Origin of the sequence: Curtobacterium sp. VKM Ac-1393, assembly GCF_015350995.1 — a bacterium.
GTDB lineage: Bacteria > Actinomycetota > Actinomycetes > Actinomycetales > Microbacteriaceae > Curtobacterium.
This window is the reverse complement of sequence record NZ_JADKRW010000002.1, coordinates 483,419-497,604: the sequence shown is the minus strand read 5'-3', so window position 1 is coordinate 497,604 and position 14,186 is coordinate 483,419. Positions and strand designations below refer to the sequence as shown.

The window sequence follows — 14,186 nt, the reverse complement described above, 5'->3', positions numbered from 1 at the left end:
GCGCTACTTCTGGTCCTTCGGGCACCAGTAGAGCTTGCGGCCCGCCATGTCGGCCATCCGGATCTCGGTGCCGCACACCCGGCAGGGCTCACCCTGGCGGTGGTACACCCAGTGCCGGTCCTTCCGGGAGCGCAGGGCCTTCCTGTGGTCGGCGTCGGACAGGCCGTCCATCGTCATCATCAGGCCGTCGCGGACGCCGTCGTGCAGCAGTTTCGACCAGTCCGCCCACAGCGCCTTCGCCTGCTTGACGGTGATCTCCTTGCCGACCTTGTAGGGGTCGATGCGCTGCCGGAACAGCAACTCGGCGCGGTAGATGTTGCCGATGCCGCTCACCACGGACTGGTCCATGAGCAGCTGTCCGATCGCGACGTTGCGCTTCCGGACGTTGTCGACGAAGGCCTTCTCGGCCTCGGGGCCGTCGTCGTTCATCGGGTCGGGGCCGAGCTTGTCGAGGACGCGCTGCACCTCGGCCGGGGTCTCCACCACGCAGGCCGTCGGGCCGCGCAGGTCGGCGACGGTGTCCTCGGTCAGGATCCGGACCCGCACCTGGCCGACGGGGTCCGGCGGGAAGGACTCGATCGGGTCCTCCGCCTTCTCCTGCTCGGCCATCCGGTAGCGCGCCAGCCGCGGTGCGCCGATCGAGCTGAGCGACTCCTCGCGGTCGTCGTCGTCCGACAGCGCCTCGGCGGTGGAGATCACGCCGGCGAAGTCCCACGCGCCGTAGAGGCCGAGGTGGACGCGCAGGAACAGGTCGCCCTCGAACTCGAGGAACATCTGCTTCGCGACGGCACGTGCGGCGATCAGGCGCTTGCCGTCGATCTGCGCGGCACCGGCGGCGAACCGACCCTGCGGACTGGACACCTCGCAGCGCTTGCCGACGAAGTGCCGGGTGAACTGGTTGGCGATTCGGTGGACGGAGTGACCCTCGGGCATGGGACCTGTCTACTCGGCCGAGCCGTCGATCTGCTTGCCGGCGATGTGCCCCGTCTGCTCGTACTCGGCGAGCTGGGCGATCCGGCGGGCGTGACGCTCCTCGCCCGAGAACGGCTCGGCGATGAAGGTGTCGACGAAGCGGATGACCTCGTCCTCGGTGTGCTGGCGGGCACCGATGGAGATGACGTTGGCGTCGTTGTGCTGGCGCGCGAGCAGGGCGGTGGACTCGTTCCAGACGAGTGCTGCGCGGACGCCTTCGACCTTGTTCGCGGCGATCTGCTCACCGTTGCCGGAACCGCCGAACACGACGCCGAGCGCCTGGAGGCCGGCACGCTGGTCCTGCACCACGGCGTGCGCGGCGTTGATGCAGAACGAGGGGTAGTCGTCGAGCGCGTCGTACTCGGTCGGTCCGTGGTCCACGACCTCGTGCCCGGCTTCCGTCAGGTGGGTGGCGAGGGTGGTGCTGAACTCGAGGCCGGCGTGGTCCGTTCCGAGGTGGATGCGCATGGAACCGATCCTATTCCCGCGGCTACTGCCCCCGGACCACCACGACGACGTAGCGCGTGGCCACGTCGCCCGGGTTCCGGTAGACCACGTCGGCGGGGTCGCCGAGCTCGATCCGATCGCCCGCGGCGAGCCGTGTCGGCTCGCCGCCGACGACGAGCTCGAGCACGCCGTCGACCACCCAGATGCAGTGCCGCAGGAACGCGTACGCGGACGCCGGGTACGCCACTTCGCGGCCGGCCGGGAGGCGCACCTCGGTGACGTCCGCGGGGAACGCGGCGCTCGAGACCGGACGGCGGCGGTACCCGGTGTCGGGATCGGTCCAGGATTCTGCGGTCGCGCCGCGTTGGACGCCACGTGCGTCGTCGGGGTCGGTCGCGCGGGGCACCTCGTGCTCGAGGGCTTCGTCGAGGAGCTGCGAGATCGTCAGGCCGAAGGCGCCGGAGAGCCGGCCGAGGATCGTCGCAGTGGGGCTCGACACCCCGCGCTCGACGCGGTTGATCATGGCGCGGGAGACGCCGGACTCCTCGGCGAGCTCGGTGAGGCTCCACTTGCGTTCGGTGCGGAGGCGCTGGAGACGCTCGCCGAGCGCACGCTGTTCGACTGCGACCGCGTCGTCCGGGGCGGTTGCGTCGTCGATGACCGTTGCGTCATCCGCGATCGGTTCGTCTACGATGTGAGACATGACGACAGCATATGCGACGAATGCGACGGGTCCGGTCGTGGTGCGTGACTGCGAGCCCCGCGACCTCGACGTCGTGCACGCCTTGCACGTCGACGCCGTCCTGCACTCCACCGCCATCTGGCAGGACGAGCCGCACCCTCGCGCGTACTTCGACGGCTGGCTGGCCGGACGGCAGGCCGACGGCTACCCCGTGCTCGTCGCCGAGGTCGACGGCACCGTGGCCGGGTACGCCACGTACTCGCAGTGGCGGCAACCCGACGGGTACCGGATGACCGTCGAGCACAGCGTCTACGTCGTCGAGTCGTTCCGCGGCCGGGGCATCGCCTCGACCCTGATGCGTGCCCTCGTCGAGCGGGCGACCGTAGAGGGCCGGCACGTCATGATGGCGGGGATCTGCAGTACGAACACCGGGTCGATCGCCCTGCACGAGAAGCTCGGGTTCAGCACGGTCGCGGTCGTGCCCGAGGTCGGACGCAAGTTCGACCGCTGGCTGGACCTGACGCTCATGCGCCTGCCGCTCGTCTGACGCAACGGTCGTGGCGGGGGCGAGCCGCGCCTCCCGTCAGTCGGTGGTGTCGAAGATCGGGCCGACCGTCCGCGAGCGCTTGAGCTCGAAGAAGCCGGGGACCTTGGCGACCGCGACGACGCCGTCCCACAGGTCGAGGGCCTCTTGGCCCTTCGGGGCCGGGGAGATGACCGGTCCGAAGAACGCGGTGCCCGCGACGGCGATGACGGGCGTGCCGACGTCCTGTCCGACGCGGTCGATGCCGTCCTGGTGGCTGACGCGCACGGCGGCGTCGACCTCGTCCGTCCAGGCGTACTCGAGCAGGTCGGCGTCGAGGCCGAGTTCCGCGAGCACGGCGGGTACCACCTGGTCGGGGTCCTGCTCCTGGCGGTGGTGGACGTGCTCGCCGAGGGCGTCGTAGAGCGGCTTCACGATGTCCTGGCCGAGCCGGAGCCGCGCCGCCGTGACGATGCGGGGGTAGAGCTGCCCCTTGTGGATGCGCTCGCGGTACTCGTCGGGGATGTCCTGGTCCTCGTTCAGGACGAACAGGCTCATCACCTTCCACGTGACGTCGAGGTCGCGGTGCTCGGCGACCTCGCCCACCCAGCGGCTCGTCATCCAGGCCCAGGGGCAGTTCGGGTCGAACCAGAACTCCACGGTGGTGCGTTCGGTCGGGTGTCCGGTCGTGTGTTCCGTCGTGTTGTCCACAGTCGTCTCGCTCACGCTCCGAGCGTACGCGGCGTCGCTAGGCTGGGGATGACCGTCCCGCCGGTGCACGACGCCGTGCCGGGACTCCCCCTCGCGGACCACGATCGTCCGCGTCCTCAGCGAAGATGGAGCGTTGCGTGCCCGGAGAGAACCTCACCAGAACCGAAGCCCAGGAACGTGCCGGCATCGTCAGCGTGCAGACGTACGACGTCGAGCTCGACCTGACCCGCGGCGCCGAGTCCTTCGGCAGCACCACCCGCGTGCGCTTCACTGCGACGCCCGGTGCCTCCACGTTCATCGACGCGATCACGAAGACCGTGCACTCCGTCACCCTGAACGGCACCGCGCTCGACGTCGCCGCGGTGAACGACGGCGTCCGCATCCAGCTCGACGACCTGCAGGAGCAGAACGAGCTCGTGGTCGTCAGCGACGCGCTGTACACGAACACCGGCGAGGGCCTGCACCGCTTCGTCGACCCCGTGGACGACGAGGTGTACCTGTACTCCCAGTTCGAGGTCCCCGACTCGCGCCGCATGTTCGCGGTGTTCGAGCAGCCCGACCTCAAGGCCCAGTTCTCCTTCACCGTGACGGCGCCGTCACGGTGGCAGGTCGTGTCGAACTCCCCCACGCCCGAGCCGCACGTCGACGGTGAGAACGCGACCTGGGCCTTCCCGCCCACCGCGATCATCTCGAGCTACATCACGGCGCTCATCGCCGGCCCGTACGAGGTCGTCCGCGACGAACTGACGAGCAGCGACGGCCGCACCATCCCGCTCGGCGTCTTCGCGCGCAAGTCGCTCGCCGAGTACCTCGACCCCGAGTACGTGTTCGAGACCACGAAGAAGGGCTTCGCCTACTACGAGGAGAAGTTCGACGTCCCGTACCCGTTCGAGAAGTACGACCAGCTGTTCGTGCCGGAGTTCAACGCCGGCGCGATGGAGAACGCGGGTGCGGTCACCTTCACCGAGACCTACGTCTTCCGGTCGAAGGTCACCGACGCCATCAAGGAGCGCCGGGTCGTCACGATCCTGCACGAGCTCGCCCACATGTGGTTCGGCGACCTCGTCACCATGAAGTGGTGGAACGACCTGTGGCTGAACGAGTCGTTCGCCGAGTGGGCCTCCACGATCGCCACCGCCGAGGCCACCGAGTGGACCGAGGCCTGGACCACGTTCCAGGCGATGGAGAAGTCCTGGGCCTACCGCCAGGACCAGCTCCCCTCGACGCACCCGATCGTCGCGACGATCAACGACCTCGAGGACGTCCAGGTCAACTTCGACGGCATCACGTACGCCAAGGGCGGCTCCGTCCTGAAGCAGCTCGTGGCGTGGGTCGGGATCGACGCGTTCTTCGCCGGCGTCTCGGCGTACTTCAAGAAGCACCACCACTCGAACACCGAGCTGCGCGACCTGCTCGTCGAGCTCGAGGCCACCAGCGGCCGCGACCTGTCCGAGTGGTCGAAGCTCTGGCTCGAGACCGCCGGGGTCAACACGCTCCGTCCGGAGATCGAGGTCGACGCGTCCGGCGCGATCACCTCGTTCGCCGTCCTGCAGGAAGCCCCGGCCGACTACCCGACGCTCCGCCCGCACCGTCTGGCCATCGGCGTCTACTCGTTCACGCAGGACGCGGATGCGCCGTTCGGTGCCGACACCGCATCCTCTGGCGGCAAGCTCGAGCGCGTGCACCGCGTCGAGATCGACGTCGACGGCGCACGCACCGAGGTCCCCGAGCTCGTCGGCGTGCAGCGCGGCGACCTCGTGCTCCTCAACGACGACGACCTGGCCTACGCCAAGATCCGTCTCGACGAGCAGTCCCGCACGACGGCGATCGAGCACCTCGCGGCCATCGCGAACCCGCTCGCCCGCTCGATCGTCTGGGGTGCGATGTGGGACGCCACCCGCGACGCCGAATCGCCCGCGAGCGACTACGTCCGGCTCGCGCTCGGCAACATCGCGACCGAGTCCGAGTCGACGACCATCCGCACGACCCTGTCGCAGCTGCTCCTGACGACGCGCAACTACGTGGCGCCGTCGAAGGTCGACGCCACGGTCCGCACGGTGGGCGACACGCTCTGGCAGCTCGCGGCCTCGGCCGAGGCCGGTTCGGACGCACAGTTCCAGTTCGTGAAGTTCTTCGCGCAGATCGCGTCCACGCCCGAGCACATCGCCACCCTGCAGGGGCTGCGCGACGGTTCGGTCACGCTGCAGGGTCTCGAGATCGACACCGACCTGCGGTGGGAGCTGCTCGAGGGCCTCGTGCTCGCGGGTGCCGCTGCCGGCGCCGAGGTCGACGCCGAACTCGCCGCGGACAAGACCGCGTCGGGTGAGCAGGCGGCTGCCCGCGCCCGCGCGACGATCCCGACCGCCGAGGGCAAGCTCGCCGCGTTCGCGTCGCTCGTGGACTCGTCGGAGCTGCCGAACGCGATCGTGCGGCAGACCACGGTCGGGTTCCAGCACGTGAACAGCCCGGTCGTGCTCGAGGGCCTGGTGCCGAAGTACTTCGAGGTGCTCACCCGCATCTGGGCCGAGCGCAGCTACCACATGGCCGACACCATCGTCTCGGGCCTCTACCCGGCGCCGCTCGCGTCGGCCGAGCTCCGTGACGCCGCCCACGCCTGGCTCGAGGCGCACCCGGAGACCCCGGCGCTGCGTCGCATCGTGTCCGAGAGCGTCGCGGGCACGGAGCGGGCGCTCCGGGTGCAGGCTGCGGACGTCTGAGCCTGCGTCACTGATCGGCGGGGTGTGGCGTTCCTCCAGGGACGCCACACCCCGCCCCTCTAGCATCGACCGGATATGACCTTGGCTGCAGAGACCTCCGATGTCCCGAAGTGGGCATCCAACGCGTTCACCCAGTTCGTCGACGCCTGGCACGTCCCGATCACGATCGTCATCACGATCCTCGTCGCGGTCATCGTCCGCCTGCTCCTGCGCCGGTTGGTGAAGCAGGTCGTGAACCGCGTCGTGACCGGTGTCAAGAAGCGACAGGGCGCGGCGGACACGCAGGCGCTCATCGCGTCGCCGGTGCAGACCGCACGCGTCGTGCAGCGCACCCGGACACTCGGCAGCGTGCTCGAGAACCTCGCGACCGTCATCGTGGTGGTCGTCGCGCTCGCCATCATCATCCCGGTGGCGATCCCGAACGCCGCCGTCGGCATCGTCGGCGGTGCCTCACTCGTCGCCGCCGGCCTCGCCGTGGGCGCCCAGTCCATCGTGAAGGACCTGCTCTCCGGCATCTTCATGATCCTCGAGGACCAGGCCGGCGTCGGGGACGTCGTCGACACCGGACAGGCCACGGGGGTCGTCGAGAACGTCGGGCTGCGCGTCATGCAGGTCCGCGACGTCAACGGGATCCTGTGGTTCGTGCCGAACGGCCAGATCCTGCGCGTCGGCAACCTGTCGCAGGGCTGGTCACGGGTCCTGGTCGACATCACCGTGCCCTACGACACCGACATCGACGCCGTGCAGGACGCCCTGCTGAAGGCCGCCGTCACGATGTCGCAGGAGCCCCGGTGGCGCCAGCGCATCGTCGAGAAGCCGGAGATCTGGGGCCTGCAGTCCGTTTCGGCGGACGGTATGGTCTTCCGCCTCGTCGTCAAGACCCGCGCGTCCGAGCTCGACGTCGTCGGACGCGAACTCCGCACCCGCCTGAAGCGGTCCGTCGACGACCTCGGCATCACGTTGCCCGCGATGGCGATGATCATGCCCGAGGGCTGGGAGAACGCGACCTCGATCAACGGCCTGCGGTCCGTGCGGACCCAGCCGACACCCGCACCGACCGCGACGCGCCGACCCAAGCGCAACCTGCTCGGGCAGCCGATCCGCACCGACGACCAGCACGACGGCGGGAGGGACCCCCGGTGACCGATCCCACACCGCCCAGCAACGGCCTCGGCATCGGCCCCGACCCCGGCGCCGCGCAGCCGATCACGCTCCGGGTCGGCGAGCACGGGGCCTCGGCCACCGGGTCGCTGTTCGACCGCATCGGCGGCGCCCCGACCTTCGACCGGCTCGTCCGCCGCTTCTACGAGGGCGTGCAGCACGACGAGGTCATCTGGCCGATGTACCCGGCCGACGACCTCGAGGGGGCGATCTGGCGCCTGTCGGCCTTCCTGCAGCAGTACTGGGGCGGACCGGGCACCTACAGCGAGCAGCGCGGCCACCCGCGGCTCCGGATGCGGCACAACCCGTTCCGGATCACGTCCGAGGCTCGCGAGCGCTGGCTCCACCACATGCGCGAGGCCGTCGAGTCCCTGCAGCTCGCGCCCCTCGACGAGGCCGAGCTGTGGGCGTACCTCGACCGCGCCGCGCACGCCATGACGAACACGTTCGACTGACGCCCTGGCGCGCGTGCGGCCCCGTCCCCCGCCGCCCGCCGCCCCGCCGCCGTCCAGGTTCCGAAATCTGCACATCTCGGCGGCGCCTCATCCCGTTCGTGGAACCTCGGCGAGCGGCGTGCGGCATGTCGTGACACCTCGACGACCCTGATGCCGACGTGTCGTGGTCCTCAGCGCACGGAGGAGCCGGTGGCGAGGTCCTGGACCAGCGACGACTGCGTCGGCTTCCATCCGAACGCGGAGCGTGCGTGGGCGCCGGAGGCTTCCTGGTGCAGGAGCAGGGCGTCGGCGAAGGCGGCACCGAGTCGCTCGCGCGAGGCCTCGACGCTCTCGGCGACGACCGGAGACCCGTGCGCCCCAGCCTCGGCGAGCTCCCGCACCGTGGGGTTGTCCCCCGTCGCGGCGACGATGTACCCGTCCTGCTCGCCCCGCTCGAGCGCGAGGACGTAGAGGTCACCGAGGTCGTCGACGTGCACCGTGGTCCAGCGCTGCGAACCGTCGCCGACCAGGGTCACCGGCTGCGAGCCGTCGCCGACGAACATCGCCGGGATGCCGGCGCCGCGGCCGTACACGATGCCCGGAGCGACGATCGTCGTGCGGACCTCGCTCGACCGCACCACGGCCTCGTTCGCCGTGCGCCACGACGTCAGCTCCGGCGGGTCGATCGGCGACCGCTCGGAGATGTCCGTCGAGTCGCCGAACGTGAAGATCCCGCCGGTGTGCACGAACGGCTTCGAGGTGCCCTCGTACGCGCGCAGGACCGTGGCGACGAAGTCGGGGTCGACGTCCGGCGCCGATGCGGTGTGCACCACGCCGTCGGACTCGTGCAGCAGGCGCTCGACGACGTCGGTGTCGGTGACGTCGCCGACCACCGCCCGACCACCGGAGTCGCGGACGTGCTGCGCCTTCTCGTCGGAACGGACGAGTGCGGTCACCTCGTGCCCGTGGGCGACGAGGGAGCGGAGGACGGAGGAACCGATGTAGCCGGACGCGCCGGTCAGGAAGACGTGCATGCGGCCAGCCAACCACCGGCGCCGTGCACGACGGTGGCTACGGACTCAGGGTCCAGGCGCGGCGCTTCACGAGCACGTGCCCGCGCGACGTCGTCAGCCGGCTCCACGGACCGGTCTCGAACAGGCGGACCGGATCGTGACCGAGGAACCCGAGGCTCTCACCCGCGAACCCGGCGCCAGCCGGCAGGTGCTCGATCCCGGGAACCGGGCGCCCCCAGACCTCGGAGCGCACCTTGCGGATGATCGCTTCGCCCGCGTTGGTGGGGACGGCGTCGGCGACCTCGGCGATGCCGTCGCGGGTGGCGCGGCGCAGGAGCTCCGGCGACACGTCGGGCAGCGGGACCCAACCGCCGCGCGGTGGGGAGATCGCCGCCCAGGTCACGGTGTGGACCTCGTGCGGGAGTTCAACCTCGATCGGCGTCGCTCGCGTCGGGTCGGCGCCCTCGGCGTGTTCGACGTCCTGTTCTTCGGCCAACAGCCGGAGCCGCTCGAGCAGGGACTGCAGCGGCACGACGGCGTCGATCGTCGCGGGCTCGGTGAGCGAGAACGTGCGGAGCCCGAGCACCGTCGGCAGCTCGTCGAGGAGCCCGAGGGGGTAGAGGATCGCCGTGTAGACCGCGAGGACGCCGGAGTCGGCGATGAAGCGGACGGAGCCGTCCTCGATGCGTGCGGCACGTCCGAGGTACGTGCGGAGGTCCCCGAGGGAGGCGGCGTCGGGAAGCGTGAACGAGGTGCCCATGTCCGATCGATCCTACCGGCGCACCCTGTGTTCGTAGACTGCACCTCGTGAACGGCGAACCCGACTTCCTGCGGACCCTCCGACTCGAGGACACCGGTGCGAGCACCGGTGAGACGATCCTCACCGGTGCGAACCACTGGTCGCCCGGCGGGCGGGTCTTCGGCGGTCAGGTCCTGGCGCAGTGCATCGTCGCCGCCCAGGCCACCATCGAGGGGCGCGACATCCACTCGATGCACGGGTACTTCCTGCGACCCGGTGACATCGACGTCCCCACGACCTTCGGCGTCGAGCGCATCCACGACGGTCGCTCCTTCGCGACCCGGCGGGTGCAGGCGTACCAGCGCGGCGTGCCGATCTTCTCGATGATCGCGTCGTTCCAGGTGCCGGACACCGGCGTCGAGCACCAGGACCCGTTCCCGGTGGACACCCCGTCGCCGGAGTCGCTACCGTCCGCCGCGTCGATCCTGTCCGCGATCGACCATCCGGTCGCCAAGGCGTGGGCCGAGCGCTCGATCGACCTGCGGCACGTCGAGGGCCCGGTGTTCGTCGACGTGCAGGGCGAGCACGTCCCGCACCAGGCGGTCTGGTTCCGGGTGCAGGGTGACCTGCCCGACGACCCGGCCCTGCACCGCGCGGTCCTCGGGTACGCCAGCGACCTGTCGATCCTCGAACCGATCATGCGGCGGCACGGCGTTGCGTGGGGAACGCCCGGCGTGAAGAGCGCGAGCCTCGACCACGCGATGTGGTGGCACCGCGACGGCCGGGCTGACGAGTGGATCCTCTACACCCAGGAGTCACCCAGCGCGCAGGGCGGGCGAGGGCTCGCGTTCGGCCGGATGTTCTCCCGCGACGGACGCCTGCTGGCCACCGTGGCGCAGGAGGGCATGATGCGGGTGCCTACGGGCGGCTGAACTCCACCGGCGCCTCGAGGTACGGCTCGCACGCGGCACGCTCGGCAGCAGTGAGCCGCCGAGGGCGGTTCGTCGCGGCGTCGACCATCACCAGCGCGGTCGTCGCACGGGTGTAGAGCTCGGCAGGCTGCTGCCCGACCGGCGACCAGACCTCGTACGAGACGTCGACGCTGGCACCCCCGAGTCGCCCGATCCACATCTGGATGTCGAGCGGCTGGCGGAGGTACGGGATCGATGCGACGTACTCGAGACGCTGCCCCGCGATCACCGTCATCGTGCCGGAGCCCGGTCGACCGTCGATGATCGGCTCCGGCAGACTGCCGTCGTCCGACAGCTCGCCGGCGTCCGGCCCCCAGAACCCCACGATGCGCGCCTCTTCCAGCAGGCGCAGCATCGCGGAGTTGTTGACGTGACCGTAGGCGTCGATGTCGCTCCACCGCATGCGGATGGGAGCGTGCAGTCTCGCCACGCGGGTCAGTCGCGGGTGAGCTTGCGGTACGTCGCGCGCCCGGGCTTCGCCGCATCAGCACCGAGGCGCTCGATCTTGTTCTCTTCGTACGCCTCGAAGTTGCCCTCGAACCAGTACCAGATCGGCGTGCCGTCCTCGTTGAGCCCCTCCCACGCCAGGATGTGGGTCGCGATGCGGTCGAGGAACCACCGGTCGTGCGTGATGACCACGGCGCAACCGGGGTACTCGAGCAGCGCGTTCTCGAGGCTGCCGAGGGTCTCGACGTCCAGGTCGTTCGTCGGCTCGTCGAGGAGCAGCAGGTTGCCGCCCTGCTTGAGCGTCAGCGCCAGGTTCAGACGGTTGCGCTCACCACCCGACAGGATGCCCGCACGCTTCTGCTGGTCCGGGCCCTTGAACCCGAACTGCGAGACGTACGCGCGGGACGGGATCTCGGTCTTGCCCACCTGGATGTAGTCGAGTCCGTCGGACACGACCTCCCACAGGTTCTTGTTCGGGTCGATGCCGCCGCGGCTCTGGTCGACGTACGAGATGTCGACCGTGTCGCCGATCTTCAGCGTGCCGCCGTCGAGCGGCTCGAGGCCGACGATCGTCTTGAACAGCGTCGTCTTGCCGACACCGTTCGGGCCGATGACGCCGACGATGCCGTTGCGGGGCAGCGTGAAGGACAGGTCGCCGATGATGACGCGCTCACCGAACTGCTTGTGCAGCTTCTCGGCATCGATGACCTGCGAGCCCAGACGCGGACCCACGGGGATCACGATCTCCTCGAAGTCGAGCTTGCGGGTGCGCTCGGCCTCGGTGACCATCTCGTCGTAGCGGGCGAGGCGGGCCTTGGACTTCGCCTGACGGCCCTTGGTGTTGCTCCGGACCCAGTCGAGCTCCGAGGACAGGCGCTTCGCGAGCTTGGCGTCCTTCTTGCCCTGGACCTCGAGTCGCGCACGCTTCTTCTCGAGGTAGGTCGAGTAGTTGCCCTCGTACGGGTAGAGACGGCCGCGGTCGACCTCGGCGATCCACTGGGCAACGTGGTCCAGGAAGTACCGGTCGTGGGTCACGGCGAGGACGGCGCCGTGGTACTGCTGCAGGTGCTGCTCGAGCCACTGCACGCTCTCGGCGTCCAGGTGGTTGGTGGGCTCGTCGAGGAGGAGCAGGTCGGGCTTCTGGAGCAAGAGCTTGCAGAGCGCGACGCGACGCTTCTCACCACCGGACAGGTGCGTGACGAGCTCGTCCCCCGGGGGGCACTGGAGCGCGGCCATGGCCTGCTCGAGCTGCGAGTCGAGGTCCCACGCATCGGCCGCGTCGATGTCTTCCTGCAGCGTGCCCATCTCGGCGAGGAGCGCGTCGAAGTCAGCGTCCGGCTCGGCCATCAGGGCGGAGATCTCGTTGAAGCGGGAGAGCTTCGCGTGGATCTCGCCGACGCCTTCCTGGACGTTCTCGAGCACGGTCTTCGTCTCGTCGAGTTCCGGCTCCTGCATGAGGATGCCGACGGTGAAGCCCGGCGTGAGCTTCGCTTCACCGTTCGACGGCTGGTCGAGACCGGCCATGATCTTCAGGATCGTCGACTTGCCCGCACCGTTCGGTCCGACGACGCCGATCTTGGCGCCGGGGAGGAACGACATCGTGACGTCGTCGAGGATCAGCTTGTCGCCGACCGCCTTGCGGGCGCGGACCATCTGGTAGATGTACTCAGCCATATCGGCCCCAAGTGTAGTGACACCGTCCGTGCACCGCGCGCCCCCTGTCGGATCGCCGCATCACGCACCCGCCCGGAACGGGGTCTGTCGGGATGCGCTCCGACGACGTAAGTTGTGCACGCCAACCACATCGGGGCCCGTCGCTCACCACGACGAGGACCGGATCAGGATCACGGACGGGATGAGAACCATGACCAGGCACTCCACACGACTGCGCCGCCTCGCGCTTCCGTTCGTCGGCGCGATCGCGCTCACCGTCGCGCTCGTGGCGCCAGCGGCCCCGGCGTCCGCCGCCGGCGCCGTCCCGAAGGGCGACCCCTACATGCTCTACACGGCCAGCATCAGCGCGAACGGCACGGGGACGGGCTACTCGTCGTACATCAACGTGCACGACGCCCACAACAACGCGTACTCGTTCGGCATCCAGTCGGACACCGGTTCGCCGCAGAGCAAGGGCAAGCCGCGCTACATCTGGGAGCGCGTGCAGAACGGCAAGTTCTCGTACGGCTACCTCGACCTGGCGCCGAAGAACAAGCTCGTCCCGATCGGCATGCGCTGGTACAAGAACGACGTCGCGACGATGATCGTGAACCACAAGACGATCGGCACCCTGAAGCTCAACCTGGACGGTCGGCTGTTCTTCAACGCCGAGGCGAACGCCCGTCTGAACGGGGACGTCGTGCACTCGACCGTCCAGAACACCCGGATCACCGTCGGCGACCGCAAGGGCCAGACGGGCCTGAACGGCACGTGGAACACCAGCTTCTCGTTCCACGGGCTGAAGGCGACGCAGACCAATGCCCCTCGGATCCAGGGCGCGAGCTTCAAGATCGACGGGCGCGTGTCCGGCCTGCCGCGTGGTGGGAACTGGGACACCGAGCAGGTGTCCGGCATCGCGATGATCGCGCAGAAGTGGTGATCGCCGCGCGCGCCTGAGCAGCATCACGCGGCGTCGGCGCGGGTGTGGTGGTCGACGCTGTCCGACGGTTGCGGGTCGAAGGCGGCTCCGTCCTGCTCGAGCATGCGCTCGGACGGCCCGGCCGGATCCACGTCGTCGACGCCCGGCTCGACGCCCGGCTCGGCGTCGTGCTCGTCGTCGTGCTCGACGCCAGGCAGGCGGCCGTGCTCGTGCTCGTGCTCCCCGCCGTCCGCCGCGGGAGCCGTGCCCGGCGCTCCGTCCCGCACCTCGCCGGTCCGGGGGTCGACGTTCCGGAGCCCGCCGTGGCCGGTGGTCGGGTCGTTGACCTGGCGCGGGACACGGACCCAGTTGCTGATGCCCCACGCCAGGTCGTGCCCGATGCCGTCGGCGTCGATCTCGATGGACGTCCCACCGCGGCCGTCGCGCTCCCAGGTGCGGATCCGGACGCGGCCCGACACGACGATGCGGTCGCCCTTCTTCAGGGACTTGAACACGTTCGACGCCAGGGAGCGGAACGCGGTGACGGTGTACCAGTTGGTCGCTCCGTTGACCCAGGCCGCGCTGGCCCGGTCCCATCGGCGCGAGGGCGAGGCGAGCCGCAGGCTCGTGATGGCGATGCCGGTCTCGGTGACCAGGTGACGGGGTTCCGTGGCGACGATTCCGCAGACGGTGATGATGTCGTTCATGGGTCGATCGTCATCGAGCCCGGGGCTGCGGATGCAGCCCCGGGCTCGATCTGTGGCGTGTGGATCCGATCAGGCGACCTGTGGAGGACG

15 protein-coding genes are annotated in these 14,186 nt (G+C 69.7%); 6 read left to right on the top strand and 9 right to left on the bottom strand.

Annotated elements, in window-relative coordinates:
- Positions 1–3 precede the first annotated feature (3 nt).
- Genes ITJ59_RS06200 through ITJ59_RS06190 form a run of 3 tightly spaced genes read right to left on the bottom strand, consistent with a single transcriptional unit; the run spans position 4 to position 2,122 of the window.
- On the bottom strand, positions 4–933 hold the full coding sequence (locus ITJ59_RS06200; RefSeq protein WP_194650228.1) for an Fpg/Nei family DNA glycosylase: 930 nt from the start codon (positions 931–933) through the stop codon (positions 4–6).
- A gap of 9 nt (positions 934–942) precedes the next feature.
- Complete coding sequence (locus tag ITJ59_RS06195) at positions 943–1,440, bottom strand: ribose-5-phosphate isomerase (RefSeq protein WP_194650227.1); 498 nt, start codon at positions 1,438–1,440, stop codon at positions 943–945.
- 22 nt (positions 1,441–1,462) lie between these two features.
- The gene (locus ITJ59_RS06190) at positions 1,463–2,122 is read right to left on the bottom strand and encodes a helix-turn-helix domain-containing protein (protein ID WP_194650226.1); all 660 of its coding nucleotides are present in this window, start codon (positions 2,120–2,122) and stop codon (positions 1,463–1,465) included.
- Here ITJ59_RS06190 and ITJ59_RS06185 point away from each other — a divergent pair.
- Positions 2,121–2,648: a GNAT family N-acetyltransferase gene (locus tag ITJ59_RS06185; RefSeq protein ID WP_194650225.1), complete on the top strand. Its 528-nt coding sequence runs from the start codon at positions 2,121–2,123 to the stop codon at positions 2,646–2,648. The genes ITJ59_RS06190 and ITJ59_RS06185 overlap by 2 nt on opposite strands.
- Positions 2,649–2,684: 36 nt before the next feature.
- Here the strand turns inward: ITJ59_RS06185 and ITJ59_RS06180 are convergent, their stop codons facing one another.
- On the bottom strand, positions 2,685–3,350 hold the full coding sequence (locus tag ITJ59_RS06180; RefSeq protein WP_323749420.1) for a DsbA family protein: 666 nt from the start codon (positions 3,348–3,350) through the stop codon (positions 2,685–2,687).
- A gap of 122 nt (positions 3,351–3,472) precedes the next feature.
- Here ITJ59_RS06180 and pepN point away from each other — a divergent pair, with 122 nt between their 5' ends.
- From pepN to ITJ59_RS06165, 3 genes are all read left to right on the top strand, one after another.
- Positions 3,473–6,052: an aminopeptidase N gene (gene pepN, locus ITJ59_RS06175; protein WP_194650223.1), complete on the top strand. Its 2,580-nt coding sequence runs from the start codon at positions 3,473–3,475 to the stop codon at positions 6,050–6,052.
- Between the two features lie 75 nt (positions 6,053–6,127).
- A complete protein-coding gene (locus ITJ59_RS06170; protein WP_194650222.1) occupies positions 6,128–7,195 on the top strand; it encodes a mechanosensitive ion channel family protein in 1,068 nt (355 codons plus the stop codon).
- Positions 7,192–7,668, top strand: a complete 477-nt coding sequence (locus ITJ59_RS06165; RefSeq protein WP_416354855.1) for a globin — start codon at positions 7,192–7,194, stop codon at positions 7,666–7,668. The genes ITJ59_RS06170 and ITJ59_RS06165 overlap by 4 nt, the downstream gene beginning before the upstream one ends.
- 170 nt (positions 7,669–7,838) lie before the next feature.
- On the opposite strand, the gene ITJ59_RS06160 is transcribed toward ITJ59_RS06165, so the two are convergent.
- Together ITJ59_RS06160 and ITJ59_RS06155 are read right to left on the bottom strand one after the other, a co-directional pair.
- Positions 7,839–8,681: an NAD-dependent epimerase/dehydratase family protein gene (locus tag ITJ59_RS06160; RefSeq protein WP_194650221.1), complete on the bottom strand. Its 843-nt coding sequence runs from the start codon at positions 8,679–8,681 to the stop codon at positions 7,839–7,841.
- A gap of 37 nt (positions 8,682–8,718) precedes the next feature.
- Positions 8,719–9,420, bottom strand: coding sequence for a hypothetical protein (locus tag ITJ59_RS06155; protein WP_194650220.1), 702 nt, complete (start codon positions 9,418–9,420; stop codon positions 8,719–8,721).
- Positions 9,421–9,467: 47 nt separating this feature from the next.
- Here ITJ59_RS06155 and ITJ59_RS06150 point away from each other — a divergent pair, with 47 nt between their 5' ends.
- Positions 9,468–10,331, top strand: a complete 864-nt coding sequence (locus tag ITJ59_RS06150) for an acyl-CoA thioesterase (protein WP_194650219.1) — start codon at positions 9,468–9,470, stop codon at positions 10,329–10,331.
- Here the strand turns inward: ITJ59_RS06150 and ITJ59_RS06145 are convergent.
- Together ITJ59_RS06145 and ettA are read right to left on the bottom strand one after the other, a co-directional pair.
- The gene (locus ITJ59_RS06145) at positions 10,318–10,773 is read right to left on the bottom strand and encodes an acyl-CoA thioesterase (RefSeq protein ID WP_194650218.1); all 456 of its coding nucleotides are present in this window, start codon (positions 10,771–10,773) and stop codon (positions 10,318–10,320) included. The two genes, ITJ59_RS06150 and ITJ59_RS06145, sit on opposite strands and share 14 nt — an antisense overlap.
- 32 nt (positions 10,774–10,805) lie before the next feature.
- Positions 10,806–12,491, bottom strand: coding sequence for an energy-dependent translational throttle protein EttA (gene ettA / locus ITJ59_RS06140; RefSeq protein ID WP_194650217.1), 1,686 nt, complete (start codon positions 12,489–12,491; stop codon positions 10,806–10,808).
- Positions 12,492–12,681: 190 nt separating this feature from the next.
- Here ettA and ITJ59_RS06135 point away from each other — a divergent pair, with 190 nt between their 5' ends.
- Positions 12,682–13,410 carry a hypothetical protein gene (locus tag ITJ59_RS06135; protein WP_194650216.1) on the top strand — a complete coding sequence of 243 codons (729 nt, stop codon included), beginning with the start codon at positions 12,682–12,684 and terminating at the stop codon, positions 13,408–13,410.
- Between the two features lie 23 nt (positions 13,411–13,433).
- Here ITJ59_RS06135 and ITJ59_RS06130 read toward each other — a convergent pair whose 3' ends face one another.
- Positions 13,434–14,096 carry a single-stranded DNA-binding protein gene (locus ITJ59_RS06130; protein ID WP_194650215.1) on the bottom strand — a complete coding sequence of 221 codons (663 nt, stop codon included), beginning with the start codon at positions 14,094–14,096 and terminating at the stop codon, positions 13,434–13,436.
- Positions 14,097–14,186 lie beyond the last annotated feature (90 nt).

Excerpts from the sequence above, each read along its gene's own strand:
- ITJ59_RS06155 (WP_194650220.1), bottom strand. The coding sequence starts at position 9,420 with ATGGGCACCTCGTTCACGCTTCCCGACGCCGCCTCCCTCGGGGACCTC.
- ITJ59_RS06185 (WP_194650225.1), top strand. The coding sequence starts at position 2,121 with ATGACGACAGCATATGCGACGAATGCGACGGGTCCGGTCGTGGTGCGT.
- ITJ59_RS06200 (WP_194650228.1), bottom strand. The coding sequence starts at position 933 with ATGCCCGAGGGTCACTCCGTCCACCGAATCGCCAACCAGTTCACCCGG.
- ettA (WP_194650217.1), bottom strand. The coding sequence starts at position 12,491 with ATGGCTGAGTACATCTACCAGATGGTCCGCGCCCGCAAGGCGGTCGGC.
- ITJ59_RS06160 (WP_194650221.1), bottom strand. The coding sequence starts at position 8,681 with ATGCACGTCTTCCTGACCGGCGCGTCCGGCTACATCGGTTCCTCCGTC.
- ITJ59_RS06170 (WP_194650222.1), top strand. The coding sequence starts at position 6,128 with ATGACCTTGGCTGCAGAGACCTCCGATGTCCCGAAGTGGGCATCCAAC.
- ITJ59_RS06190 (WP_194650226.1), bottom strand. The coding sequence starts at position 2,122 with ATGTCTCACATCGTAGACGAACCGATCGCGGATGACGCAACGGTCATC.
- ITJ59_RS06195 (WP_194650227.1), bottom strand. The coding sequence starts at position 1,440 with ATGCGCATCCACCTCGGAACGGACCACGCCGGCCTCGAGTTCAGCACC.
- ITJ59_RS06135 (WP_194650216.1), top strand. The coding sequence starts at position 12,682 with ATGACCAGGCACTCCACACGACTGCGCCGCCTCGCGCTTCCGTTCGTC.
- ITJ59_RS06145 (WP_194650218.1), bottom strand. The coding sequence starts at position 10,773 with ATGCGGTGGAGCGACATCGACGCCTACGGTCACGTCAACAACTCCGCG.
- ITJ59_RS06130 (WP_194650215.1), bottom strand. The coding sequence starts at position 14,096 with ATGAACGACATCATCACCGTCTGCGGAATCGTCGCCACGGAACCCCGT.